At 70.8% G+C, this 25,851-nt stretch carries 23 protein-coding genes; 10 read left to right on the forward strand and 13 right to left on the reverse strand.

The window, feature by feature from the left end:
• The 5 genes from ACFZB3_RS41810 to ACFZB3_RS41830 form a co-directional block, all read left to right on the forward strand.
• Positions 1-1,128 (forward strand): carboxyl transferase domain-containing protein (locus ACFZB3_RS41810; protein WP_391386777.1); only part of this gene is annotated, 1,128 nt, incomplete at its 5' end.
• Positions 1,129-1,186: 58 nt separating this feature from the next.
• Positions 1,187-1,861, forward strand: coding sequence for a DsbA family protein (locus ACFZB3_RS41815; RefSeq protein ID WP_391386780.1), 675 nt, complete (start codon positions 1,187-1,189; stop codon positions 1,859-1,861).
• 158 nt (positions 1,862-2,019) lie between these two features.
• Entirely contained in the window at positions 2,020-3,603 is a 1,584-nt protein-coding gene (locus tag ACFZB3_RS41820; RefSeq protein ID WP_391386783.1) for an FAD-binding protein, read from the forward strand.
• A gap of 118 nt (positions 3,604-3,721) precedes the next feature.
• Entirely contained in the window at positions 3,722-4,159 is a 438-nt protein-coding gene (locus ACFZB3_RS41825; protein WP_391386785.1) for a DUF6069 family protein, read from the forward strand.
• A gap of 97 nt (positions 4,160-4,256) precedes the next feature.
• On the forward strand, positions 4,257-4,526 hold the full coding sequence (locus tag ACFZB3_RS41830; RefSeq protein ID WP_391386788.1) for a hypothetical protein: 270 nt from the start codon (positions 4,257-4,259) through the stop codon (positions 4,524-4,526).
• 222 nt (positions 4,527-4,748) lie between these two features.
• On the opposite strand, the gene ACFZB3_RS41835 is transcribed toward ACFZB3_RS41830, so the two are convergent.
• Positions 4,749-5,513, reverse strand: coding sequence for a winged helix-turn-helix domain-containing protein (locus ACFZB3_RS41835; protein ID WP_391386791.1), 765 nt, complete (start codon positions 5,511-5,513; stop codon positions 4,749-4,751).
• Positions 5,514-6,018: 505 nt separating this feature from the next.
• On the opposite strand from ACFZB3_RS41835, the gene ACFZB3_RS41840 reads away from it, so the two are divergent.
• Together ACFZB3_RS41840 and ACFZB3_RS41845 are read left to right on the forward strand one after the other, a co-directional pair.
• Positions 6,019-7,914, forward strand: coding sequence for a 2-oxoacid:acceptor oxidoreductase subunit alpha (locus tag ACFZB3_RS41840; protein ID WP_391386794.1), 1,896 nt, complete (start codon positions 6,019-6,021; stop codon positions 7,912-7,914).
• Positions 7,904-8,929, forward strand: a complete 1,026-nt coding sequence (locus ACFZB3_RS41845; RefSeq protein ID WP_391386797.1) for a thiamine pyrophosphate-dependent enzyme — start codon at positions 7,904-7,906, stop codon at positions 8,927-8,929. The genes ACFZB3_RS41840 and ACFZB3_RS41845 overlap by 11 nt, the downstream gene beginning before the upstream one ends.
• A 120-nt stretch (positions 8,930-9,049) precedes the next feature.
• Here ACFZB3_RS41845 and ACFZB3_RS41850 read toward each other — a convergent pair whose 3' ends face one another.
• The 9 genes from ACFZB3_RS41850 to ACFZB3_RS41890 all read right to left on the reverse strand — a co-directional run bounded on the left by ACFZB3_RS41850 (position 9,050) and on the right by ACFZB3_RS41890 (position 21,438).
• On the reverse strand, positions 9,050-9,949 hold the full coding sequence (locus tag ACFZB3_RS41850) for a TrmH family RNA methyltransferase (protein ID WP_391386800.1): 900 nt from the start codon (positions 9,947-9,949) through the stop codon (positions 9,050-9,052).
• A gap of 92 nt (positions 9,950-10,041) precedes the next feature.
• Positions 10,042-11,274 (reverse strand): uroporphyrinogen-III C-methyltransferase, encoded by a 1,233-nt coding sequence (gene cobA, locus ACFZB3_RS41855; protein ID WP_391386803.1) that lies wholly within the window; start codon positions 11,272-11,274, stop codon positions 10,042-10,044.
• Between the two features lie 308 nt (positions 11,275-11,582).
• Positions 11,583-15,245 (reverse strand): nicotinate-nucleotide--dimethylbenzimidazole phosphoribosyltransferase, encoded by a 3,663-nt coding sequence (cobT, locus tag ACFZB3_RS41860; protein WP_391386806.1) that lies wholly within the window; start codon positions 15,243-15,245, stop codon positions 11,583-11,585.
• Positions 15,246-15,590: 345 nt separating this feature from the next.
• Positions 15,591-16,817 carry a precorrin-6y C5,15-methyltransferase (decarboxylating) subunit CbiE gene (cbiE, locus tag ACFZB3_RS41865; protein WP_391386808.1) on the reverse strand — a complete coding sequence of 409 codons (1,227 nt, stop codon included), beginning with the start codon at positions 16,815-16,817 and terminating at the stop codon, positions 15,591-15,593.
• 112 nt (positions 16,818-16,929) lie between these two features.
• A complete protein-coding gene (locus ACFZB3_RS41870; RefSeq protein WP_391386811.1) occupies positions 16,930-17,559 on the reverse strand; it encodes a GNAT family N-acetyltransferase in 630 nt (209 codons plus the stop codon).
• Positions 17,560-17,750: 191 nt separating this feature from the next.
• Complete coding sequence (locus tag ACFZB3_RS41875; protein WP_391386813.1) at positions 17,751-18,587, reverse strand: MetQ/NlpA family ABC transporter substrate-binding protein; 837 nt, start codon at positions 18,585-18,587, stop codon at positions 17,751-17,753.
• A gap of 70 nt (positions 18,588-18,657) precedes the next feature.
• Positions 18,658-19,383 carry a methionine ABC transporter permease MetI gene (locus tag ACFZB3_RS41880; RefSeq protein WP_391386816.1) on the reverse strand — a complete coding sequence of 242 codons (726 nt, stop codon included), beginning with the start codon at positions 19,381-19,383 and terminating at the stop codon, positions 18,658-18,660.
• Complete coding sequence (locus tag ACFZB3_RS41885) at positions 19,380-20,414, reverse strand: ATP-binding cassette domain-containing protein (RefSeq protein ID WP_391386819.1); 1,035 nt, start codon at positions 20,412-20,414, stop codon at positions 19,380-19,382. The genes ACFZB3_RS41880 and ACFZB3_RS41885 overlap by 4 nt, the downstream gene beginning before the upstream one ends.
• A 376-nt stretch (positions 20,415-20,790) precedes the next feature.
• Positions 20,791-21,438 (reverse strand): HAD-IA family hydrolase, encoded by a 648-nt coding sequence (locus ACFZB3_RS41890; protein ID WP_391386822.1) that lies wholly within the window; start codon positions 21,436-21,438, stop codon positions 20,791-20,793.
• Between the two features lie 69 nt (positions 21,439-21,507).
• Between ACFZB3_RS41890 and ACFZB3_RS41895 the strand changes: the two genes are divergently transcribed.
• On the forward strand, positions 21,508-21,867 hold the full coding sequence (locus ACFZB3_RS41895; protein ID WP_362649011.1) for a hypothetical protein: 360 nt from the start codon (positions 21,508-21,510) through the stop codon (positions 21,865-21,867).
• Position 21,868: 1 nt separating this feature from the next.
• Positions 21,869-22,288, forward strand: coding sequence for a hypothetical protein (locus ACFZB3_RS41900; RefSeq protein ID WP_391386825.1), 420 nt, complete (start codon positions 21,869-21,871; stop codon positions 22,286-22,288).
• A gap of 116 nt (positions 22,289-22,404) precedes the next feature.
• Here the strand turns inward: ACFZB3_RS41900 and ACFZB3_RS41905 are convergent, their stop codons facing one another.
• The 3 genes from ACFZB3_RS41905 to ACFZB3_RS41915 form a co-directional block, all read right to left on the reverse strand.
• Complete coding sequence (locus ACFZB3_RS41905) at positions 22,405-22,902, reverse strand: GNAT family N-acetyltransferase (RefSeq protein WP_391386829.1); 498 nt, start codon at positions 22,900-22,902, stop codon at positions 22,405-22,407.
• Between the two features lie 44 nt (positions 22,903-22,946).
• Entirely contained in the window at positions 22,947-23,453 is a 507-nt protein-coding gene (locus tag ACFZB3_RS41910; protein WP_391386834.1) for a sigma-70 family RNA polymerase sigma factor, read from the reverse strand.
• A gap of 74 nt (positions 23,454-23,527) precedes the next feature.
• Positions 23,528-24,709 carry a glycerophosphodiester phosphodiesterase family protein gene (locus ACFZB3_RS41915; RefSeq protein WP_391386838.1) on the reverse strand — a complete coding sequence of 394 codons (1,182 nt, stop codon included), beginning with the start codon at positions 24,707-24,709 and terminating at the stop codon, positions 23,528-23,530.
• Between the two features lie 320 nt (positions 24,710-25,029).
• Between ACFZB3_RS41915 and ACFZB3_RS41920 the strand changes: the two genes are divergently transcribed.
• On the forward strand, positions 25,030-25,701 hold the full coding sequence (locus ACFZB3_RS41920; protein ID WP_391386840.1) for a 1-acyl-sn-glycerol-3-phosphate acyltransferase: 672 nt from the start codon (positions 25,030-25,032) through the stop codon (positions 25,699-25,701).
• Positions 25,702-25,851: the final 150 nt, after the last annotated feature.

A 25,851-nucleotide genomic window follows, 5' to 3' on the forward strand; every position in this document is an offset into this window, starting at 1 on the left:
CTGGCCGGCTACGGCGGCATCTTCCAGCGCAACACGAAGGCGTCGGGTGTCATCCCGCAGATCAGCGTGATGCTCGGCCCGTGCGCCGGCGGCGCCGCCTACAGCCCCGCCCTCACCGACTTCGTGTTCATGGTCCGTGAGACCTCGCAGATGTTCATCACCGGCCCGGACGTCGTCAAGGCGGTCACCGGCGAGGAGATCACCCAGAACGGGCTCGGCGGCGCCGACGTCCACGCGGAGACCTCCGGCGTGTGCCACTTCGCCTACGACGACGAGGAGACCTGCATCGCGGAGGTCCGCTACCTCCTCTCCCTCCTCCCGCAGAACAACCGGGAGAACCCGCCGCGCGCGGAGTCCACGGACCCCCTGGACCGGCGCAGCGACGTCCTGCTCGACCTGGTCCCGGCGGACGGCAACCGCCCCTACGACATGACCAAGGTCATCGAGGAGATCGTCGACGACGGCGAGTACCTGGAGGTCCACGAGCGCTGGGCGCGGAACATCATCTGCGCGCTGGCCCGGATCGACGGCCAGGTCGTCGGCATCGTCGCCAACCAGCCCCAGGTCCTCGCCGGCGTCCTGGACATCGAGGCCAGCGAAAAAGCTGCGCGCTTCGTCCAGATGTGCGACGCCTTCAACATCCCGATCGTCACCTTCCTGGACGTGCCGGGCTTCCTTCCCGGTGTCGACCAGGAGCACGGCGGGATCATCCGCCACGGCGCGAAGCTCCTCTACGCCTACTGCAACGCGACCGTGCCCCGGATCTCCCTGATCCTGCGCAAGGCGTACGGAGGTGCCTACATCGTCATGGACTCCCAGTCGATCGGCGCCGACCTCACCTACGCCTGGCCGACCAACGAGATCGCGGTCATGGGCGCCGAGGGCGCCGCCAACGTGATCTTCCGCCGGCAGATCGCCTCCGCCGAGGACCCCGAGGCCATGCGGGCCCGCATGGTCAAGGAGTACAAGTCCGAGCTCATGCACCCCTACTACGCGGCCGAACGCGGCCTGGTCGACGACGTCATCGACCCCGCCGAGACCCGCGAGGTGCTCGCCAAGTCACTGGCGATGCTGCACACCAAACACGCCGACCTGCCCTCCCGCAAACACGGCAATCAGCCACAGTGACAGGGCACTTGACCGCATCACCCCAAGGGAGGCGACCCCTGTGGAGCAGCAACCGCCGATGAGCACGACGGTGCGTGTACGGATCGCGCTGGACGTGATCTGCGTGCACTCCTATCTCGGCTACACCCGCTTCACCCGCGCGGCGGACCGGCTACGCGCCGAGGGCCACCGGGTCCAGGTGGAGTTCCTGCCCTTCGAACTCGCGCCGGGCGCGGGCACCGAAGGGCAGCCCCTGCTCCCCGTACTGGAGCGGGTGTTCGGCCCGCAGGCCGTACGGCAGACGCTCCGGTTCGCCGAGCAGCTGGCCGCGGAGGGGCTGGACCTCCACTACGAACGCGCGGTGGCCACCGGCACGTTCGAGGCACACCGGCTCATCGCCCGGGCCGCGCGGCAAGGCAGGGCCGAACAGATGGTGGAGCGCCTCTTCCGCGCCCACTTCACGGACGGACTGCACATCGGCGACCGGGCCACGCTCGCCCGGCTCGCCGAGGAGGTCGGCGTCACGACGGACGACTCCGGCCCGGGGCCGGCGGCACCGGCATCGGAAACGGCTGCGGAAACGGCTGCGGAAACGGAGCGGCTGCAGGCCGAACTCGACCGTGTCCGCGGGCTCGGCGTCAGCGGTGTGCCGGTGTTCTTCATCGACGGCGTACGGCCACTGACCGGATCCCAGCCGGAGGCCGCGCTGCTCGCGGCACTCCGCGAGGCGGCACCGACCGCCTCGGACACCTGACCTGAGTGTCCGGAACCTCAATTTTGGTATCGACGCACGACAGATCCACGTCAAGCGCGTGGTGACGACTCCCGGGAACTGATTGGCTGAAGTCCACCCCCGGTACGCATCCGTCAATGCGGTGATTTGTCTGCATCCCAGCACAGATAGGGCTCAACATGTTTTCGCGACGCAAGTTCCTGGGCTCCGCGATAGCGGTGGCCGGTGCCACCGCGGGGTTCGCCGCACTGCCCTCCGCTGCCGAAGCCGCCACCCGGGTCGCCCCGGAGGTGATCGTCAGACCGGGCGACGCCCGTTACGCCGAGCTCACGCACCGCGGTTACAACACCCGTTTCGTGGCCACCCCTGACGAGATCTGGCTCGTGCACTCCGCCTCCCAGGTGGAGAAGGCGGTGAACCAGGCCATCGCCAACAACCAGCGCATCACGGTGCGCAGTGGCGGTCACTGCTTCGAGAACCTGGTCGACAACCCCCAGTTCCGGCTTCTCGTCGACATGTCCGAGATGACGAGCGTCACCTTCGACCCGGCGCTGAACGCCTTCGCCGTCCAGGCCGGCGCCCAGCTGGGCGATGTCTACAAGGCGCTGTACGAGGGCTGGGGCGTGACGGTCCCGGGCGGCGTGTGCCCGGAGGTCGGCGTCGGCGGTCACGTCTCGGGCGGCGGCTACGGCCCGCTCTCCCGTCGCTTCGGCCTCGTCGTGGACCACCTGTACGCCATCGAGATCGTCGTGGCGGACAGCCGCGGCAAGGCCTGCACGATCGTCGCCACCCGCGAGGCGAACGACCCGCACCGCGACCTGTGGTGGGCGCACACCGGCGGTGGCGGCGGCGGGTTCGGCATCGTGACGAGGTTCTGGTTCCGTACCCCGGGTGCCACGGGCGGCCCGTCCTCGCTGCTGCCCAAGCCGCCCGCGCGGATGCGCGAGACCTTCGTGACCTGGCCCTGGGCGCAGCTGAGCGAGGCGGCCTTCACGCGTCTGGTGATGAACCACGGCGCCTGGCACGCCGCGAACAGCGCCCCGGGATCCCCGTACCAGGTGATGCACAGCTCGTTCCAGCTGCACTCGTCGCTCGCGCAGACGATCCAGCTGGAGATCCGCATGGATGCCACGCTGCCGAACACCGACCAGCTCCACGACGACTACATCAACGCGGTCAACGCGGGCGTCGGGGTGCAGCCGACGATCGACATCAAGGAAGGCACCTGGCTCGAGATCGCCCTGGAGCCGACCGCCAGCTACGGCGCGTACTCGCGCCAGAAGTCCATGGGCGGCCATCTGCGCAAGCCGCTGACGGCGACCCAGGTCGGCGCGGTCTACCGCTCGCTGACCGACCCGGACCACACCGGCGTCGGCCTGGTGTACCTGGCGGCGTACGGCTGCCAGATCAACACCCTGCCGTCGTCCGCGAGGGCGATCGCGCAGCGGGACTCCGTCATCAAGCTCTGGTACTCCAACAACTGGTCGGACCCGGCCAACGACGCGATCGAGGTCGAGTGGCTGCGCACGCTCCGTAAGAACGTCCACGGCGCGACCGGCGGCTTCCCGGTGCCCAACGACCAGCAGGACGGCGGCTACATCAACTACCCGGACGTCGACATGCGCGACCCGGCGCAGAACACGTCCGGGGTGCCCTGGTACTCGCTCATCTGGAAGGGCAACTACCCGAGGCTGCAGCAGGTGAAGAACACCTACGACCCCAAGAACGTCTTCCGGCACAGTCTGTCCCTGGACCCCTCCTGACACACCGCTCGGGCGGTCCGTCCTCGCGTCGGAAGCGCACACCCCCCATCTCGACGAGCACCGCGCCGGGCCCGGGCCGAACCCGCGCCCGGCGCGGCACGACAGCCCGGAGGGCTCAATGACCAGCAGTAACCCCGCTGCCACCAACACCGCTCCAAGGCGGCGGGCACTCCCCGCGTGGCAGGCCGTGGCAGGGGCCGCAGCCCTCGCCGCGGTCGTCAATCTGATCGTCCTGTACATCGGGGACGCCGCCGGGGCCTCGCTGGCCCTGAAGCTCAACGGCAAGCCCGACGACATCCGCGCCGGCGACGTGATCTTCATATCGATCGTCGCGCCGGTGATCGGCATCACTGCCGTCGTGCTGCTGGCCCGCTGGAAGCCGGTGTTCCTGCGGGTGGGCCAGTTCGTGAGCGGTGCGGTGGCGGTGCTCACGGCCATCGGCCCGCTCACCCTGGACACCGACGGCGGCACCGCCGCCACACTGATCACGATGCACCTGTTCGTCGGTTTCGTCGCGGTGGCCGCGCTGGAAGTGATCCGCCGGTCCCGCGTCTGACACCGGGGATTCGCCGGGCGGCCCTCCGGAACCCGATTCGGGTTCCGGAGGGCCGCCGCCGTCCTGGGAAGAGGAACCAATGACAGCACAGGAACCGATGACAGCAGAGGAAGACACCACGGTCGACGCCTCCCGGATGCTGGCCGCCACCTCCTGGCGCATCACCAGCGGCGCTCCCACGGCCGAGGAGCTCGCCGCGGTCGCGGTCGCGCTCTCCACCGTCCTCACCGCGCGCACCGTCCAGGCGGCGCAGGAGACGGACCCGGACCTTCGGAACAAGGCCCCCTGGCCACTGTCCTCGACCAGGCGCAGGACGGCCACGTCATGGGCCGCCGGCCCACTGCCGGGGTGGCGCGGCGCGGCATGAGGACGCTCCGCCGAGAAGGCCTTCGTGGACTGTCAACCATCCCGTCGGCAATTCACGACGGGCCCGGAAGGGGAGGACCGCCGGTCGCCATTGACCTGGCGTCCCCGAATTCAGCCTTTGATCCGAACGCCCCCGGAGTCGGGTACGTCCCGAAATAAAAGGTGAATCCCCTGGCAGGGACAGTCACCACCCGGGATACCCCGGGAGGGCCGCCGCAAAGGATCAGGCGTGCCCCATGCGGAATCCGACACCGCGGGCCGTAATGATCCAGCTGCTCGACCCCAGCTTGCTCCGCAAGCTGCTGACATGCGTGTCGATGGTACGCCCCGGCTCCGACCGGGAATCCCTCCAGACCTGCGCCATGATCTGTTTGCGGGTAACGACGCTACCCGGACGCGAGGCGAGCAGATACAGCAGATCGAATTCCTTGCGTGTCACCTCGACCGGCTGGCCGTCGAGGCTGATCTGCCGGGCGCCCGGATCGATACCGAGCGGACCGACGGTAATGGCCTCTTCGACAGAAACCGGTTGCCGAAGAGCCCGGCGCATGACGGCCTCGATCCGGGCGATCAGTTCGGCGAGACTGTAGGGCTTGGTCACGTAGTCGTCCGAACCGGCGCGCAGACTGAGCACCCGGTCCAGTTCCGAGTCACGAGCCGTGACGACGATGATCGGGACGTCGCAGACGGCCCGGATGCTGCGACAGAGCTCGACCCCGTCGAGGTCCGGCAGGTCCAGGTCGACGAGGAGCAGATCGACGTTCCGGTACTTCTGCAGCGCCTGCGCCCCGGTCGGCACGCTCTCCGCCTGGAACCCGTGCCGGGACAGGTTGCGGATAAGCGCTTTCGCGACCTGAGGCTCGCTCTCGACGGTGAGTACGCGTATCGCCTTGCGAGCCCGCTTCGCCTCGGACCTGACGGGCGCACCCCGCCCGGCAAGCTGGTGCGGAATGCGCGGTTCTACAAGCCTTATGGACTGATGCCCCATCCGTGAAATCCCCCATATTCATCTGATAAAGCGGAGCGTCGCGCCAAGCCATAGAGGGTACGGTCTCTGTAGAGGGTACAGACCGAGCAGTCGACCCGTCAAAGAATCAACGGCCGATGCCAGCGAATAACGGAAATCGGGAAACGCCGCCGAAACAAAATGGAATTCACCCCGAAGAAACTTAACTCAGGCGAAGGCCGGTCACGCACCGCCTGGTTTCTGTCGATTTTGCAGGCGACATAACGCCCGACATACCCCGTTTAACTGGCCAACCTGCCCCCCGCGCGCGGCCGCATAAGACACTCATGATACATCGTACACGTGTGCGCGTACGATGTATACGTGTGTCAGGTCACCCTGACCCGGACCGAGAACCATACGGTCTCGGCCCAAAAGCGCACACTATCGAGACACTTTATGAAGAAGCAGAGATGAATCGGCCAGCTTATGGCCGACACGCGCCTGACCTGATCTTGACATCGCCCCAGGGAGAGGGAACGAGTACATGACCTCAGCAGATGCGGTGAGTCGTGCGGCATCGGGAGCGAAGGAGGTCCGCCGGCTGGACCGGGTGATCATCAGGTTCGCGGGGGACTCGGGTGACGGCATGCAGCTCACCGGTGACCGGTTCACCGCGGAGACGGCGTCGTTCGGCAACGACCTGTCGACGCTGCCCGACTTCCCGGCCGAGATCCGCGCTCCCGCCGGCACCCTGCCCGGGGTGTCGTCGTTCCAGCTGCACTTCGCCGACCATGACATCCTCACGCCGGGTGATGCGCCGGACGTACTCGTGGCGATGAACCCGGCCGCGCTGAAGGCGAACGTCGGCGACCTGCCGCACGGCGCGGAGATCATCGTCGACGCGGACGAGTTCACCGGGCGGGCGGTGCGGAAGGTCGGCTACGACGGCGACCCGCTCGAAGACGGCTCGCTGGACGGCTACCGCGTTCACCCGGTGCCGCTGACCACGCTGACGGTGGAGGCGCTGAAGGAGTTCGACCTCAGCCGCAAGGAGGCCGAGCGCAGCAAGAACATGTTCGCGCTGGGGCTGCTGAGCTGGATGTACCACCGGCCCACCGAGGGCACGGAGAAGTTCCTGACCACCAAGTTCGCCAGGAAGCCCGTCGTCGCGGCGGCGAACATCGCCGCGTTCCGGGCGGGGTGGAACTTCGGCGAGACCACCGAGGACTTCGCCGTCTCCTACGAGATCGCGCCGGCCGCCACCGCCTTCCCGACCGGCACCTACCGGAACATCTCCGGGAACCTGGCCCTGGCCTACGGCCTGGTCACCGCGAGCCGGCAGGCGGATCTGCCGCTGTTCCTCGGGTCGTACCCGATCACCCCGGCCTCCGACATCCTGCACGAGCTGTCCAAGCACAAGAACTTCGGCGTGCGCACCTTCCAGGCCGAGGACGAGATCGCCGGCATCGGCGCGGCCCTGGGCGCGGCCTTCGGCGGCTCCCTCGCCGTCACCACCACCTCGGGCCCGGGCGTGGCCCTGAAGTCGGAGACCATCGGGCTCGCCGTCTCCCTCGAACTGCCGCTGCTGATCGTGGACATACAACGCGGCGGGCCGTCCACCGGGCTGCCGACCAAGACCGAGCAGGCAGACCTGCTGCAGGCGATGTTCGGCCGCAACGGCGAGGCACCGGTCCCGGTCGTCGCGCCCCGCACCCCCGCCGACTGCTTCGACGCGGCTCTGGAGGCGGCCCGGATCGCGCTCACGTACCGGACGCCGGTCATGCTGCTCTCCGACGGCTACCTGGCCAACGGCTCCGAGCCCTGGCACATCCCCGAGCTGGACGAACTCCCGGACCTGACCGTGCGGTTCGCCCAGGGCCCGAACCACACCCGCGACGACGGCACCGAGGTCTTCTGGCCCTACAAACGGGACCCCAGGACCCTGGCCCGGCCCTGGGCCGTTCCCGGGACACCGGGGCTGGAGCACCGCATCGGCGGCATCGAGAAGCAGGACGGCACGGGCAACATCTCCTACGACCCCGCCAACCACGACTTCATGGTCCGCACCCGGCAGGCCAAGATCGACGGCATCGTCGTCCCCGACATCGAGGTGGACGACCCGGACGGCGCCCGCACCCTGGTACTGGGCTGGGGCTCCACCTACGGGCCGATCACGGCGGCGGTACGGCGGCTGCGGGCGGCCGGGGAATCGATCGCGCAGGCCCACCTGCGCCATCTCAACCCGTTCCCGGCCGACCTCGGCGACGTCCTCGCCCGGTACGAGCGGGTCGTCGTACCCGAGATGAACCTGGGGCAGCTGGCGATGCTGCTGCGCGCGAGGTACCTGTGCGACGTGCGGTCCTTCACCCAGGTCAACGGCATGCCGTTCAAGGCTGAACAACTGGCTCGCATGGTGGAGGAGGCGCTTCGTGAAGACTGAACTCAAGCTCCGGGCGAAGGACTTCAAGTCCGAACAGGAGGTGCGCTGGTGCCCCGGCTGCGGTGACTACGCGATCCTCGCGGCCGTCCAGGGCTTCATGCCCGAGCTGGGACTGGCGAAGGAGAACATCGTCTTCGTCTCGGGCATCGGCTGCTCCTCCCGCTTCCCGTACTACATGAACACCTACGGCATGCACTCCATCCACGGCCGCGCCCCCGCCATCGCCACCGGGCTGGCCACCAGCCGACGGGACCTGTCGGTATGGGTGGTCACCGGCGACGGCGACGCCCTCTCCATCGGCGGCAACCACCTCATCCACGCCCTCCGCCGCAACGTCAACCTCAAGATCCTCCTCTTCAACAACCGCATCTACGGGTTGACGAAGGGCCAGTACTCGCCGACCTCCGAGGTCGGCAAGATCACCAAGTCGACGCCGATGGGCTCGCTGGACGCCCCGTTCAACCCCGTGTCCCTCGCCATCGGCGCGGAGGCGTCCTTCGTCGCCCGCACCATCGACTCCGACCGCAAACACCTCACCGAGGTACTGCGCGCCGCCGCCGCCCACCCGGGCACCGCCCTCATCGAGATCTACCAGAACTGCAACATCTTCAACGACGGCGCCTTCGACGCGCTCAAAGACCAGCAGTCGGCCGACGAGGCGGTGATCCGCCTGGAGCACGGCAAGCCCATCCGCTTCGGCACGGACGGCGCGCGCGGCGTCGTACGGGACCGGCTCACCGGCGACCTGAAAGTCATCGACGTGACCGCGGACAACGAAGCCGAGGTCCTCGTCCACGACGCCCACTCCCCCTCCCCGACCACGGCGTTCGCCCTCTCCCGCCTCGCCGACCCCGACACCCTGCACCACACGCCACTCGGTGTCTTCCGCTCGGTGGAACGGCCCGTCTACGACACCCTGATGGCCGAGCAGCTCGATACGGCGATCGAGCAGCACGGCAAAGGCGACCTGGCCGCACTGCTCGCGGGCGGCGACACCTGGACCGTCGTCGGCTGACGGAGACCGGTGGCCTCCGACCGGGCCGGGCCTCCGTCACGGGAGGCCCTGTCCTGGGCGAGCCGCGGGCAGCGGTGGACGAGGCGGGCGGTCGCGCCGGGAACAGCCCGTCCGCGGGGGTCAGTCAGCGACGGACCGGGTGGCGTAGAAGGCGACAGCGGAGGCGGCGGCCACGTTCAGCGAGTCGACACCGGCATCCATCGGGATGCGCACATGCTCGTCGGCCGCGCGCAGCGCTCCGGCCGACAGCCCCTCGCCCTCCGTGCCCAGCATCAGGGCCAGCTTCTCGTAACGGCGGGCGGCGAGTTCGTCGAGAGTGATGGACCGCGCCGAGAGGCAGAGCGCCGCGAGCACGAAGCCGTGCTTGCGGATGACGTCGGCGTCACGCGGCCATGACTCGAACCTGGCGTACGGGACGGCGAGGACAGCCCCCATGGACACCTTCACGGCCCGCCTGTAGAGGGGGTCGGCACAGCGTGGGGTGAGGAACACGGCGTCCACCCCGAGAGCCGCCGCGTTGCGGAAGGCCGCGCCCAGGTTGGCGTGGTCGACGATGTCCTCGAAGATCGCGATACGACGGTGGCCGGCACGCTCCTGCAGCCCCGGCGGCAACACCGCGCCGACGTCGGCCTGGTCGCCGACCGGCTCCGTGGCACCGGCCGGGCGGGGGGTGCTCAGCAGTTCGGTCGCCGTCGGCAGCGGCTTGCGCTGCATGGAGGCGAGGGCACCGCGGTGCACGTGGTACCCGGTGACCTTCTCGGCGAGCTCCGGGCTGACCGCGTAGACAGGGGCCGGGAGTTCGTCGATGACGTCGCGCATGACGTCGACCCACTTGGCGGACAGCAGCATCGAACGCATCTCGTAGCCCGCGTCCTTCGCCCTGCGGATGACCTTCTCGCCCTCGGCGATGAACAGGCCCTCGGCCGGTTCGCGCTTGCGGCGCAACTCGACGTCGGTCAGGCCCGTGTAGTCACGGAGGCGCGGGTCGTCGGGATCCTCAACGGTGATGAGATCGGCCACAGGGTGATACTGCCTTGTCCTGGGTGGGGTGCCAATGGTCTGGAGCGGGTTGTGTTACCCGGGGTTACGTCGTTGCCCGCGCGGGTGCCCTTTCAGGCCGCCGGGTGCGGCCCGACGTTCACGACCTCGCCGATCACGATGACCGCCGGGGGTTTCACCTCCTCCGTACGGACGACTTCCGCGACCGTGGCGAGGGTCGCGTCGACCCGGCGTTGAGCGGCCGTCGTCCCTTCCTGGACCAGGGCCACAGGGGTTTCCGGGGACTTGCCGTGCGCGACCAGGGTCTCGGCGATCTTCCCGATCTTGTCGACGCCCATGAGGACGACGAGGGTCCCGGTCAGCTTCGCGAGCGACGGCCAGTCGGCCAGCGAGCGCTCGTCGTCCGGCGCGACGTGGCCGCTGACCACCGTGAACTCGTGGGCGACGCCGCGGTGGGTGACCGGGATGCCCGCGGCGGACGGCACGGAGATCGAGCTGGAGATGCCGGGGACGACCGTGCAGGGGATGCCGGCCTCGGCGAGCGCCTGGACCTCCTCCATGCCACGGCCGAAGACGTAGGGGTCGCCGCCCTTGAGCCGGACGACCGACTTGCCCTGCTTGGCGTGTTCGATCAGCGCGTTGTTGATGGCCTCCTGGGCCATGTAGCGGCCGTACGGGATCTTCGCCGCGTCGATCACCTCGACGTGCGGCGGGAGTTCGGCGAGGAGGTCGCGGGGGCCGAGGCGGTCGGCGATGACGACGTCGGCGGCTGCCAGCAGGCGGCGGCCGCGGACCGTGATGAGGTCGGGGTCGCCGGGGCCGCCGCCGACCAGGGCGACGCCGGGGGTGCGGGTGCGGTGGTGGGGGGCGACGAGGGTGCCGTCGCGCAGGCCCTCGACGACGGCGTCCCTGATGGCGGCGGTGTGGCGGGGGTCGCGGCCGCGCGCGTCGGTGGTGAGGACGGCTACCGTGACGCCCTCGCTGTGGCCGGTGGCGGGGGTCCAGGCGGTGGCCTGGTCGGCGTCGTCGGACCGCACGCACCAGACACGGTGCCGCTCGGCTTCGGCGGAGGCGGCGGAGTTGGCGGCGGGGTCGCTGGTGGCGATCAGGGCGTACCAGGCTTCGCCGAGGTCGCCGTCCTGGTAGGGCCGACGGGCCCAGGTGATCTCGCCGGCGTCCGCCATCGCCTCGACGGAAGGGGTGGCGTCCGGCGACACGAGGGTGATGTCGGCGCCGGCCGCGATGAGGGCGGGGAGGCGGCGCTGGGCCACCTGACCGCCACCGAGGACGACCACGCGGCGGCCGGAGAGGCGGAGGCCTACGGGGTAGGCGGGGTGTTCGGCCATGAGGGGGCGGCTCCCTGTTGGTGGCGGTGGCGCGATGCCCTGACGTGCAGATTTTACGGGGCGGGGGTCGGGGGCGGCTCAGGTGTCCGATGGCTGGGCTGCGAGGCCGGGTGCGGGGCGGTGGGCACAACCACCGGTCGGTGGACGAGGAGGACGACACTGCCGTACAGCAGCCGGGAGGGGCGCTCGGCGCCCCTTCAGGGGCGCGGGGAACTGCGCGCTCGGCCCCCACGCACCCGCACCCGGCCCACAGCCACAGCCACCAGCGACCAGTCAGCCGCTAGAGGAACGCAGGACCGCAGTCCCCTCTACTTCTCCGTCACACCCGCCGAGTCGAACGTCGCCACCTCGTGCATCGCCCTCGCCGTGCTCTGGACCAGCGGCAGCGCCAGCAACGCACCCGTGCCCTCGCCCAGACGCAGGTCCAGGTCGACCAGAGGGCGCAGGCCCAGCTTGTTCAGGGCTGCCACGTGGCCCGGTTCCGCGCTGCGGTGGCCCGCGATGCAGGCGGCCAGGACCTCGGGGGCGATCGCGCGGGCCACGAGGGCCGCGGCGCCGGCGCTGACGCCGTCGAGGATCACCGGCGTGCGCAGGGACGCGCCGCCCAGCAACAGGCCCACCATCGCGGCGTGTTCGAAGCCGCCGATCGCGGCCAGGACGCCGATCGGGTCGGCCGGGTCCGGCTGGTGGAGTTCCAGGGCGCGGCGGACCACCTCGGTCTTGCGGGCGAGGGTCTCGTCGTTGATGCCGGTGCCGCGGCCGGTGACCTCGGCGGGGTCGGCTCCCGTGAAGACGGAGATGAGGGCCGCGGACGCGGTCGTGTTCGCGATGCCCATCTCGCCGGTGAGGAGCGCCTTGTTGCCGGCGGCCACCAGGTCACGGGCGGTCTCGATGCCCACCTCGATGGCCTGCTTGGCCTCCTCGCGGGTCATCGCGGGGCCGGTGGTCATGTCGGACGTGCCGGCCCGGACCTTGCGCGGGAGGAGCCCCGGCGTGGCGGGCAGCTCCGCCGCGACGCCGACGTCGACCACGCAGACCTCGGCGCCCACCTGGCCGGCGAACGCGTTGCAGACCGCTCCCCCGCCGAGGAAGTTGGCCACCATCTGGGCGGTGACCTCCTGCGGCCAGGGGGTGACGCCCTGCGCGTGCACCCCGTGGTCGCCTGCGAAGATCGCGACGGCCGCGGGCTCCGGGATCGGCGGCGGGCACTGCCGGGACAGGCCCGACAGCTGCGCGGAGATGATCTCCAGCATGCCGAGCGCGCCGGCCGGCTTGGTCATCCGCTTCTGCCGCTCCCAGGCCTCACCGAGCGCCTTGGCGTCCAGCGGGCGGACGCTGGCGACGGTCTCGGCGAGCAGGTCGTGCGGGTCCTCACCGGGCAGCGCACGGCGGCCGTACGTCTCCTCGTGGACCACCCAGGACAGCGGGCGGCGCTTGGACCAGCCGGCCTGCATCAGCTCGGGCTCGTCCGGGAACTCGTCGACGTAACCGACGCACAGGTAGGCGATGACCTCCAGGTGCTCGGGCAGCCCCAGCGCGCGGACCATCTCGCGCTCGTCGAAGAAGCTGACCCAGCCGACGCCGAGGCCCTCGGCGCGGGCGGCGAGCCAGAGGTTCTCGACGGCGAGAGCGGCCGAGTAGGGCGCCATCTGCGGCTGGGTGTGCCGGCCGAGGGTGTGGCGGCCGCCGCGGGTCGGGTCGGCGGTGACGACGATGTTCACCGGGGTGTCGAGGATGGCCTCGATCTTCAGTTCCTTGAACTGCTTCGCGCGGCCCTTGGGGAGGGACTTGGCGTAGGCGTCGCGCTGACGCATGGCCAGTTCGTGCATCGAGCGGCGGGTGTCGGCCGAGCGGATGACGACGAAGTCCCACGGCTGGGAGTGGCCGACGGAGGGCGCGGTGTGCGCGGCCTCCAGGACGCGCAGCAGCACCTCGTGCGGGATGGGGTCGCTGCGGAAGCCGTTGCGGATGTCACGGCGTTCGCGCATGACCTTGAGGACGGCCTCGCGCTCGGCGTCGTCGTAGGCGGGCGCGGCCGGGCCGGTGGACTGACGTGCTTCTGCCACGGGGGCCGTGCTCTCTTCCTGGTCGGCGGCCCTGGTGTCCAGGTCCTCCGCTTGCTGTACGACGTCGGGGTGCTCCGGCAGCGGAGCGGGTTCGGCCTCCCGGGGTCCGGGGACCGTCGCGACCGGTTCCGGCGGCGACGCACCGCCCTGGTCCTGGGTGGGGAGGACCAGCGGATGGGGCGGGGTGGGGGCGAGGTGCGGGGTGGTCGGCACCTGGCCGTCGACGGGGACGAACTCGCCGAGGGGGTGGTCCGGGGCCGGTTCCGCCGGGGCGGCGGCCGCCGGGGTCTCCGCGGGGGCGGGCACCGGACTCTGGGTCTGCGGGCCGGCGAGGGGGATCCCGACCGGCTGGGCGGGCTCGACGGGGTACGACCCGGAGGTCTCGGCGGACGGCTCCACGACCGCCTCCGCGGGTACGTCGGCCGCGGCGAGCGGGGTGACCTGCCCGGCCTCCGGAGCGGCCGGCGTGACAAGCTCGGCCGGCTGCGGAACCTCGGCGGCGACGGGCGCGGCGGCTGCCGGGCCGGAACTCTCGCCGGCAGCCTCGCCGGACAGCACCGGAACGGGCGGCACGAACGGCTCGGCGGGCGCGGCGGGCACCGACTGGACGGGTTCGGCCACGACGGCCTCCGGCGCCGGGACGGACTCGGGCGCGACAACTTCCGGTACGACAGCGTGCGTCACGCCGGCCACCGGCTCGACGGCGTGGGCCACGACCGCCTCCGGCGCGACGGCATGCGCGAGGACCGCCTCCGGCGCCGGGCCCGGCTCGGGTGCCACCGGCTCCGTGACCGGCTCGGCTTCGACCGGCGCCACGACCTGCTGCTCCGGCGCGGCCACGACGGTCACGACGGCCTCGGCGACCGGCTCCGGCTCCGCGAGCCGATGACCTGCCTCCTCCGGCGCCGCCGAGGTACCGCCGGCCACCTGCGCCGGTACCGCATCCGGCCCCTGTGGAACCTGCGGAGCCTGTGGAACCTGCGGAGCCTCGGCGTTCCCGGGAGCCTCCGGGAACTGCGGAACCTGCACCACCTGAGCCACGCCCGGCGCCGGTACGACCGGCGGGGCCACCGGCTCGGCCGCGGACACCTGCGGCTCGCCCGCGGCGGCCGTGGCCACGGCCGCCGTGGCGAGCCGGGCGACGGCCGCCTGGGCGGCGCCGGCCGGGTCGGGCGTTCCGGGCTCGTGGGCGGCCACGGGCTGCGGCTGCGGCTCGGGCTCCGGAACAGCCGGAGCGGCCGGGGCGACGGGAGCCGTGACAGCAACCGGCTCCGGAGCCGGAGCAACCGTTTCGGCAGCCGTGGCCGCTGCGGCCGCCCGGGCCACCGGAGCGGCCTGCGCGACTGCCTGCGGTGCCGCCTGCGGGACGGTCTGCGGTGCGCCCCAGGGCACGGCGGACTGCGGCATCGCCTCCTGCGGCGGCTGGACGTCGAGGTACTCGGGACCGGCCGCCGGCGCGCCCGGCTGCCGTACCGGCACGCCGGCCGGGCCGCGGTCGGCGAGGGAGCGGACCGGGCTGGTGGAGGCGTCGGGGATCGGCGGGCCGAGGTGCAGCGGGCGGCGCGGGGCCGGGGCGGCCGCCGGGTCGTGCGGCACGGAGAGGATCGGGGACGCCGGTACCGAACTGGGCAGCCGGACGGCGGTGAGGTCGACCGAGCCGCTGTCCCGGCCGCCCGTCTCGTGCGGGCCGGGCTCGTGGACGGTCTCGACGACCGGCTCCGGGGCCGGGGGCGGCACTTCGTTGCCCCAGGCGCCCTGGGCTCCGGGGAGCAGCAGGTCCTCTTCGTCCTCGGCAGGCGACTCGGAGAGGTAGGTGTACGCGCCGTGCGCGGGAACGCCCGGCTGTTCCACCATGCCTGCGCTCTCCGGCAGCCCCTCGCCCGGGACCTGGCCGGTGTCCGTCATGCGTACCCCTCGCCCATCGGTTAGTGCCTTCTACGACCAGCTCGCCCGGGGCGGCGCACCGACCGCCCCCGCAGTGAAGAACGAGCGTGCGCGCCCAGCGGCACGAACGACCCGCCGGAAAAGGCGACAAAGCCATTCAGTGGCATTGTCCCGGCCGTTCGACCGTCGCGACAGCGTGATCCGCGACAGCCCGCTGTGGACTGCGCCACGTTGCGCGTCCCCGGTTCTGCCGTACCACACCCGCCCCAAAAGAGGCGCGTTTTCCGGACATTGACGAACGAATTTCCGGGCCACCGGTGCGGTGCAGCGATCGGCCAGCCTACCGCGCGCAGTATGACAACAGGATCACGGGGCGCGCTCGGGGAGAACACCGCTGAGCAGGAACGCGACGTTCCGCTCGGTCTCCGTCCAGGCCCTGGTGTCGAGTTCGACGGACTGCAGCAGGGCGCACTCGACGTCGTATCCGTGCTCGGTCAGGTCGCGTCCTATGAGTTCGGCGGCGTCCCGGGTGGCGGCGTGCGCGACGATGCGCTGCGGGCGGCGGTCGGCGACCGCGCCGACCACGGCCGCTCCCCCGCCGCCGACGCGGACGACGTCGGGCTCGGGCAGGTTCTCCAGCACGTGCGGGGCGCCGCCGTGCACGATCTGGAGCTGGACGCCGAACTTCCGCGCGACCGTCTCGGTGCGGACGCAGGCCGCGAGGTCCCGGTCGACGGCGATGACGGCGGCTCCGGCACGCGCGGCCTCGGTGGCGAACGCGCCGCTGCCACAGCCGATGTCCCAGACGAGGTCTCCGACCCGGGGCCCCAGCCGGGCGAGTTGGGCGGCCCGCAGCAGCTCCGTTTCCCCTTCGCCGAGCGGGGCGCCGTCGCCGTACTCCGCGTCGGGCAGCACCCAGCCGCGCGGGCCGGTCGCCGGATCGCGGCCGGCGATCCAGCCGCCGCCCTCGGGGGCCGGCACGGGTCCGGTCGTGCCGCCGATGACGATGACGACGTTGGGGTCGCGCCAGGCGTGGTCGGCGGCCTTGTCGGAGGTGACGACGTGGACCTGCTCGCGGTCGGTGCCGAGTTCCTCGCAGATGACGAAGGTGCGGTGGACGCCCTCCATGAGGAGGCCGAGTTCGGCCGGTCCCGCGCCGGGTGAGGTGAGGACGGCGACCTTGGTGTGGGCGCGACACACATTCACCGCGCGTCGCAGGGTGCGCCGGTGTGCGACGACCACCTGTGCGTCGTCCCAGGGCATCCCGGCGCGGGCGAAGGCGGCCGCCACCGAGGAGACGGCGGGGACGACCTCGACCTCCAGGCCGAACTCGGGTGCGCGCAGGGTCCGCACGACGCCGAAGAAGCCGGGGTCGCCGTCGGCGAGCACCACGGCGGTGCCGCGGTGGCCGGCGATGCGGCGGGCGGCGAGGGCGACGCTGCCGAGGCGGATGCGTTCCGCGCCGGGCGGCACCTCGGGGAGGGCGAGATGGTGGGCCGCGCCCGCGACGAGCGTGGCGGCGCCGAGGGCGCCGCGCCCCGCGGCGGTCAGGGGCGAGCCGTCCCAGCCGATCACCGTGACCCGGTCGGCCATCGTCGTCAGTCTCCAGAGTCTTCGCAGGTCGTCAGGGTCCGGGCCCGGGGGCGGGCTCCGTGAGAGTACCTGGTGGAGCTGTCCGGCGGGTGCCGGGGCGGTCCCGTCGCCGTCAGTTCCAGGAGGTGAAGCCGTCGCCGCCGGCGAGTTCCTCGCCCGCGCCCTCCAGGTCCTCCGGGAGCAGGCTCCACACGATGTAGTCGGTGCGCAGGTCCGCCCAGGTGCCGTCCTCGGTGCGGACGTGGACTATGCAGGCGTTGCGCAGCACGCCCTCGCTGATACAGCCGATCTTCTGGGCCACCTGCTGGGCGGCGGTGTTGTCGGCGGCCGTGCGCAGCTCGATGCGCTCGAACTTCTGGTCGCCGAACAGCCACTGGGCGGTGGCGAGCACGGCCTCGGAGGCGTAGCCCTCGCCGCGCGCCCAGGGGGCGATGATGTACGACAACTCGGCGGACCGGATGCGCCAGTCGGCCTTGGTGAGCCGGATGACGCCGACCAGGCGCTGGGTGAGGAACTCGGTGACCGCGAGGTCGAGGCCCCGGCCGGCGAGCCGCGCGGCCGGCGCGTACTCGGTGGTCCAGCGCCGGGCGCTGTCCTCGCCGTACGGCTGGGGGACGCCGGTCCAGGCCCCCACCTGCTCGTCGTTCATCATCTCGGCCAGTGCGGGCACGTCGTCCTCGTCGAGGGCACGCAGCACCAACCGCTCCGTGCTGATGGAGATGTTGGGGAAGGTGCTAGTCATGCGCCGCTCCGTAACCTTCGGAAATCCTTCAGGCCCAAACCCGCCGGGCCTGCGAACTGCCCAGCATGCAGCATGAAACCACTGAACCGCACGACGGGGTCCACCCCTGGTGAGCGAGTGGACCCCGTGCGTGGCGATACGCCGTATACGTGCCGCCGGAAGGACGGGACGGCCCGGCAGGACGGGACGGCTCAGAAGGAGGGGATGACCGAGCCCTGGTACTTGTCCTCGATGAACTTCTTCACCTCGGGCGAGGTGAGGAGCTTGGCGAGCTTCTTCACCCGCGGGTCCTTCTCGTTGCCCTTCTTCACCGCGAGGAAGTTGCCGTACGGGCTGTTCTTCGCGGACTCCAGGACGAGGGCGTCCTTGGCGGGCTTGATGCCGGCCGAGATGGCGTAGTTGCCGTTGATGACCGCGGCGTCCACGTCGTCCAGGGAGCGCGCGGTCTGGGCCGCCTCGACCTCCTTGAACTGGAGGTTCTTCGGGTTCTTCGCGATGTCCTGCGGGGTCGCCTCGCTGCCCGCGCCGTCCTTGAGGGTGATGAGCCCGTTGGCGGCGAGCAGCTTGAGGGCGCGTGCCTCGTTCACCGCGTCGTTGGGGACGGCGACCGTCGCACCGCTCTTCAGCGCGTCGACGCTCTTGACCTTGTGGGAGTAGAGGCCGAGCGGCTCCAGGTGCACCGTGACGACGGGCACGATGTGGGTGCCGCGCTTCTTGTTGAAGTCGTCGAGGTACGGCTGGTTCTGGAAGTAGTTGGCGTCCACCGAGCCGTCCTCGGTCGCCGTGTTCGGCGTGATGTAGTCGGTGAACTCCTTGACCTCCAGGTCGAGTCCGGCCTTCTTCGCCAGGTTGTCCTTGATGTAGTCGAGGATCTCGGCGTGCGGGGTCGGGCTCGCGGCGACGACCAGCGGTCCGCTGTAGTCGGAGGAGCCGGAGGCGGAGTCCTTGTCCGAGCCGCAGGCGGTGAGCCCGATGGTGAGGGCTCCTGCGGTGAGGACGGCGGCGGTGAGCTTTGCGGTGTTACGCACGAAAAGTGCCTTTCCTTAAGGGTGGAGCGGCCCCGCGGTGGGTGGTGCGGGGAGTTCTGGGGAGGGTGGTTCAGACGGTGTCGCCCGTCGCGGCGGACGCCTTGAGCAGCCGCAGCTTCGGCGCCGGTCCGGACCGGCCGGCGCGGCGGTGCAGCGAGCGGGCCGCGTAGTCGCCGGCGAACTGGATGACCGAGATGACGACGGCGAGGATGGCGACGGTGATCCACATCAGCTCGGTCTCGAACCGCTGGTAGCCGTAGCGGATGGCGATGTCGCCGAGCCCGCCGGCGCCGACCGTGCCGGCCATGGCGGAGTAGCCGATGAGCGCGACGACCGTGGTCGTGGTGGAGGAGATGAGCGAGGGCAGCGACTCGGGCACGAGGACCTTGCGTACGACGGTCCAGGTGTTGCCGCCCATCGCCTGCACGGCCTCCACCAGTCCGCCGTCCACTTCGCGGACAGCCGTCTCGACGAGACGCGCGAAGAACGGGATGGCGCCGATCGCGAGCGGCACGATGGCTGCCTCGCGGCCGATGGTCGTGCCGGTGATCCAGCGGGTGAAGTTCATCAGCGCGACCATCAGGATGATGAACGGCATCGAGCGGGCGACGTTCACGACCTGCCCGATGACCTTGTTGGCCAGCACGTTCTGGAGCAGGCCGCCCCGGTCGGTGAGGACCAGCAGGACGCCGAGCGGAAGTCCGCCGACGACCGCGATCAGCGTGGACCAGCCGACCATGTAGAGGGTGTCCCAACACGCCTGGGACAGCAGCGGCTGCATCTCGGACCAGGTCACCGGGCACCGTCCTTCACCAGCAGGGCCTCCTGGCCCACTACGTCGATCTGCAGGCCCTGTTCGCGCAGGAACCCGACGGGCACCACGTTGTCCTCGTAACGGCCGGGCAGTTCGATGCGCATCCGGCCGATCTGGAGGCCGCCGACGGTGTCGATGGCGGCGCCCAGGATCGAGATGTCGATGTTGTAGGTGCGGGACAGCTGGGAGATGACCGGCTGGGTGGCGGCCTCCCCGTGGAAGGTGACGTCGAGGACGGTGCGGTCGTCGCCGGAGGCCTCGCCGCCGACCGGGAAGAGCGCGGCGGCCAGTTCGGAGCCCGGGGTCGCGAGCAGTTCGCTGACGGTCCCGTGCTCGACGATGCGGCCCTGCTCCATCAGCGCGGCCGAGTCGCAGATCGTCTTCACGACGTCCATCTCGTGCGTGATGAGCAGGACGGTCAGGCCCAGCTGCCGGTTCAGGTCGCGCAGCAGCTGGAGGATGGAGCGGGTGGTCTCCGGGTCGAGGGCGCTGGTCGCCTCGTCGGAGAGCAGCACCTTGGGGTCGCCGGCCAGGGCGCGGGCAATGCCGACGCGCTGCTTCTGGCCGCCGGAGAGCTGGGCCGGGTAGGCCTTCGCCTTGTCGGCGAGTCCGACGAGGTCGAGCAGCTCAAGTGCCTTGCGGGAACGTTCCTTCCCCGACTCTCCGAGGATTTCCAGCGGCAGCTCGACGTTGTCCTGCACGGTCCTGGAGGACAGCAGGTTGAAGTGCTGGAAGACCATCCCGATCCGGCTGCGCGCCTGCCGCAGCTCCTTGCCGGCCCGGGGGCCGCGCCCGGCGAGGGCGGTGAGGTCCCGTCCGTCGACCGTCACGGTGCCGGTGGTGGGGCGCTCCAGCAGGTTGACGCAGCGGATGAGCGAGGACTTTCCGGCACCGGACTGGCCGATGACGCCGTACACCTCGCCTTCGCGGACGTGCAGGTCGACGCCGTCGAGGGCGGTGACCTCGCGGCCGCGCGAGCGGTAGACCTTGGTGAGGCCCGTTGTGGTGATCACGTGGGTTTCCGTCACTGTCGAGTGCGCGGGCGTGGGTGTGCCCGGGCGCACGGGTGCGTTCGTTCAGGGACGCGGCACGGTTCTCGCAGGAGCGCTGAACCGGGGAGAACATGTGCGCGGGGGGGCGGCTTGCGTCACATACGCGCGTCGTCGCGTCGCACGGACACGCCACCGGTCTCGCTTCGGGGCGCGAGCTCTGGGGTGGTGCGGGGGCCCTCTAGAAGGCGCACATTCGACACATACAACGAGCACCGGGCGTCATGGTCGCCTCGGTCGCAGGGGTGCGGTCGCTCGTCGTGGTCATGCGATCAGTAAACCAGACCTACGGTCCTGACAGGCCGCCGCTGTCCGCATGGTGGACAGCGGCGGACACCCTTCAGCCGCGGGCCGATATCTCGATGGAGTCGCCGGCGACCAGCGCGGACAAGGCCGAGAGGTCCTTCACCACGAGGTCCGCGTCCAGCTCGTGGGCCTGGTGGGTTGTGGCCAACGCCACGGTGGCCATACCGGCCGCGCGGCCCGCCTGGAGCCCGGCGGGGGCGTCCTCGAAGACCACGCAGTGCGCCGGGTCGACGCCCAGCTGCCGGGCGGCGAGCAGGTAGGGCTCGGGGTCGGGCTTGCCGCGGGTGACGTCGTCGGCGCACACCAGCGTCTTCGGCCGGATTCCGACCGCTTCCAGGCGGGCCTCGGCGAGGCGGCGGGTGGCGGAGGTGACGACGGCCCAGCGGTCGGCGGGGAGCGAGTCCAGGAACGCGGCGGTGCCGGGGAGCAGGTGGACGCCGTCGTTGGGGACGTCCTCCACCTCCAGCTGTTCGACCCGGGCGACCGCCTCCGGCACGAGGGCCGGCGGCAGCAGGTCGGCGACGATGTCCGCGGCGGGCCGCCCGTGCAGTTCGACTCGGGCGAACTCCTCGGTGACGCCGTACTCCGCCGCCCAGCGGGTCCAGCAGCGGTCGACGGATGCGAGCGAGGAGACCAGGGTGCCGTCGTTGTCGAACAGGAGGGCTTGTGCGTGGATCGTCATGGTCTCGACCCTACGGTGTACGGCAGGGGCGACGGCATCGGGCCGTTTCGGCCGTAATAAGGTCACCGCATGCTCAATGCCCTGCTGACGGTGACCGGAGTCGCCGCGCTGCTGCTCGCCGCGTGGTGCGGCTGGGCGGCGTACCGGGACCAGCCGACGAAGGACTGGCACTTCATCGGGATGGCCGTGGTGTCGGTGCTGGCGTTGGTCCAGCTGGTCGCCGGGATCGTACTGCTGGCGCGGGGCGAGAAGCCGGACCAGGGCACGACGATCTTCGTCGCCTATCTGCTGGGCGCGTTCGCGTGCGTCCCGGCCGCGGGGTTCATGTCGCTCGCCGAGCGGACGCGGTGGGGTTCCGTGACGGTCGCCGCGGGCGGTGTGGTGCTGGCCGTGCTGGAGGTGCGGCTCTATGACATCTGGGGAGGGTGAGATGACGGCCGTGGACGAGAGGCCGAAGCGGCTGACCAGTGGGCCGGGGACGCTGCTGGTGTGGTTCTACGGCGTGATGGTCGTCGGGGCCGTGTCGCGATCTGCTTACCAGATCGCGACCGAGTTCGACCGGGCGCCGCTCGCGTACTCGTTGTCCGCCGTCGCCGGGGTGGTGTACGCGTTCATCACGTACACGCTGGTGCGGGGCGGCGAGACGGCCCGCAGGGTGGCGCAGGTGTGCTGCGCCGCCGAGCTTGCGGGGGTGTTGATCGTGGGGACTTGGACGGTCGTCGACTCGTCCGCGTTCCCGGATGCGACCGTGTGGTCGGACTACGGGATGGGGTACGTGTTCATTCCCGTGCTGTTGCCGATCTCCGCGTTGTACTGGTTGCGGAAGGGCGCGCAGCGGGGAGCGGCTTGAGGAGCGTGCGCGACTGCGGGTGCGTTGGGGCTGGTCGCGCAGTTCCTCCCCCAGCCTTCGGCCGGGGGTACCCCCAGCGCCCCTTTCGGGGCGCTCCAGTGCGGGGAGTTGAGAAGTCAGGCCGTTGTCGCGTACGTACTGGCCGGCTTCTCCAGGACGATCATCGGGACGCCGTCCGCGCCCTTCGACGTACCTACCGTCTCGTAGCCGACGCGGCGGTACAGGCGGAGGTTGCCCTCGCTGCGGTGGCCGGTGAAGAGGCGGAACCGCTTGGCGCCGCGCTGTTCGGCGAGGGCCTCCTCGGCCGCGCGGAGCAGGCGGGCGCCGATGCCGTGGCCCTGGAGGCGGGGGTGGACGCAGAGCTTGCCGATCGCGGCGGCTCCGTCCTCGGTGACCGAGCCGCGGACCGAGCCGACGACCTCCTCGCCGAGGCGGGCGACGAAGACGCAGTCGGTGGCGAGTTCCTGGCGGACCGAGTCGAGGCTCTGGACGAGCGGGTCGATGCGGTAGTTGCCGTACAGCGCCGCCTCACTCTGGAAGCACAGGTACTGGAGCCTGAAGATCTGCTCTGCATCCTGTTTGGTTGCCACCGAGATGGTCACGCTCATGCCCATGTGCGCACGCCTCCCGCTCACCTGATCGCCTGTCGTTCTCACTCCTATCCCCGCGCTTCGCGACGCGCAACCTCCGGCGTCAACAATCGGCGCAGACATCCCAGACATCTGGAACGTTCCGGGCCGAGACTGCCCTGTGAGATACCCAACTCCCCCGCGATCTCCCGGTATGTCAGGTCCTGCGGGGAGAGCAGGGCCTGGAGGAGGCGGGGGCAGCGGCCGGGGAGGCGGGCGACCGCGTCGCGCAGCGCGCGCCGGCGGGCGGTGGCGAGGACGCGTTGTTCGGGGGTGGGGGCGGCAGGGTCGGCGGGGTCACCGGTGTAGGGGCGTTCCCGGCGCGCGGTACGGCGCGTGCGGCGGGACTCGGCGCGGACCGCCCGGCGCAGCCAGTCCTCGGGAGCCAGGGGCGGGCCGTGGGTCTCCAGGCGCTCCAGGAGGCGGAGCACGACGCTCTGCTCCAGGTCGCGCGGGTCGCTGCCGCAGGCCTGTGCCTCGGCGGCGGCCTCGGCGCTGAGCAACGGGAGCAGGTCGGCGACCAGGTCGTTCGTCATATGCGGAACGACGCGGCCGCCCCGGCGGGAGTTGCCGGGGCGGCCGGGAGACACCCCGAACGGGGTGCCGGGGCTCAGCCGTTGACGAAGTCGGCGCGGGCCAGCAGGGCGGTGTCGGCGTTGTCGGTGAAGACGCCGTCGATGCCGGTCTCGAAGTACTTCTGGAAGACGGGGAAGACGTTGCCGTACGCGTCGGCGGCCGTGCCGTTGCGGTAGGCCGGCGGCAGGAAGGGGTTCTCGTTGCGCATGGTGTAGGGGTGCAGGATCAGGCCCACCTTGTGCGCGTCCGCGACCAGCGGGCTCGGCGTGGTGAAGTTGCCGGTGGCGTCCTTCGGGATGATCAGGTCCACGGTCGGGCCGATGCCCTGCGCGTAGCCGGCTATCTCACGCAGGCCCTTGGGCGTGATCAGGTCGGCGACGGTGCGCGGGTCGCCCGTCGCGACGAAGTCGTAGGGCTGCGTGTTCGCGGCGGAGAGCAGCACGACCAGCGGGTTGTCGAGCAGCGTGTTCAGGCGCTGGATGCTGCTCGGCTCGAAGGACTGCAGGATGACCGGCGAGTTCCGCTTGTCCTTGCCGTACTTGCGCAGCAGCTTGGCGACGCGCTCCTCCAGGCCGAGGCCGAGGCGGCGGAAGTAGGTGGGGTGCTTGGTCTCGGGGTAGATCCAGACCTGCTTGCCGCGCTTGCGGGTCTGCTCGTCCTGCCACTTGAGGACTTCCTCGAAGGTGGGGATCTCCCAGCGGCCGTTGTAGATCGTGTTGTGCGGGCGGTTGGCCGGGATGCGCTCGATCGCGCGCAGCGTCTTCAGCTCGGCGAGCGTGAAGTCCTCGGTGAACCAGCCGGTGGTGGGCACGCCGTCCAGGGTCTTGGTGGTCTTGCGGTCGGCGAACTCGGGGTGGTCGGCGACGTTCGTCGTGCCGCCGATCTCCGGCTCGTGGCGGCAGACCAGGTGACCGTCCTTGGTGGGGACGAGGTCGCCGGCCTCGACGACGTCGGCGCCGAGGTCGAGGGCGAGGTTGTAGGAGCCGAAGGTGTGCTCCGGCCGGTAGCCGCTGGAACCCCGGTGGCCGATGATCGTCGGCTTCGGCAGGCTCTTCAGGCCGCCGCCGTGACCGGCCTGCTTCGCCTCGGCCGCTCTGGCCGCACCGGGCAGTCCGAGGACCGCGCCGCCCGCGCCGAGCACCGCGGCGCCGAGCAGCGCCCGCCGTCCGGTCGTACCGTTGATCTGCGTCCGCTCGTTCGAGTCATGCGCGTTCATGAGCGCCCTCCTGACCTTCGCCCTGTGATGCCGGCTGATCGTAGGGCTGCGGACGTGACCGAAGAGAGACCGCCGACCCAACGGCCGGGTGACGCCGTATGGCTGATGGACGGCGAGTCATGACGGCCCGTCGGCGACATCCGTCACATCGTCGCGAGCACGTTACGACCTGACTCCGGGACGTCACCGCAGGTAAACCAGCGTCAACAGTACGTAAGACCTCGGTGAACCGGCCGCACCCGATGTGCGCTTCCAGCAGAGCCGCGAGTAATGTCCTCACCTGCACAGACTCACACCGCCCCTCGACATCGGAGGACCCGTTGTCCCGCTTCGCGCTCATCAAGGCAGTGCTCGGACCGATCATGCGCCTGATGTTCCGCCCCCAGGTGGAGGGCGTGGAGCACATCCCGGGGGACGGTCCGGTCATCCTCGCCGGCAACCACCTCACCTTCATCGACTCGATGATCCTGCCGCTGGTGAGCAGGCGGCAGGTGTTCTTCATCGGCAAGGACGAGTACGTCACCGGGAAGGGCTTCAAGGGCCGGCTGATGGCCTGGTTCTTCACCGGCGTCGGCATGATCCCGGTGGACCGGGACGGCGCGAGCGGCGGCGTCGCCGCGCTGATGACCGGCAAGCGGGTCCTGGACGAGGGCCGGATCTTCGGCATCTACCCGGAGGGCACCCGCTCCCCCGACGGCCGGCTCTACCGGGGCCGTACCGGCATCGCCCGGCTGACGCTGATGACCGGCGCGCCGGTGGTCCCCTTCGCGATGATCGGCACGGACAAGCTGCAGCCGGGCGGCGCGGGCATCCCGCGGCCCGGCAAGGTCACCGTCCGGTTCGGCGAGGCGATGGAGTTCTCCCGGTACGAGGGCATGGACCGGGACCGCTACGTGCTGCGGGCCGTGACCGACTCGGTGATGGCCGAGGTGATGCGGCTGTCCGGGCAGGAGTACGTGGACATGTACGCCACGAAGGCGAAGGCCGCCTGACGGCGAAGACCGGCACTCATTCGGCTGAAGGGCGCGGACCGGTGGTCCGTGCCCTTCTGTCTGCCATCTGCCTGACACCCGTCCGGCGTCCGCCTGCCGGTGGAATCTGCCCCGACACTCCGTTCATTCGTCTGGATTTACCCGCCATAT

Source organism: Streptomyces sp. NPDC008092, assembly GCF_042957285.1.
Classification (GTDB): domain Bacteria; phylum Actinomycetota; class Actinomycetes; order Streptomycetales; family Streptomycetaceae; genus Streptomyces.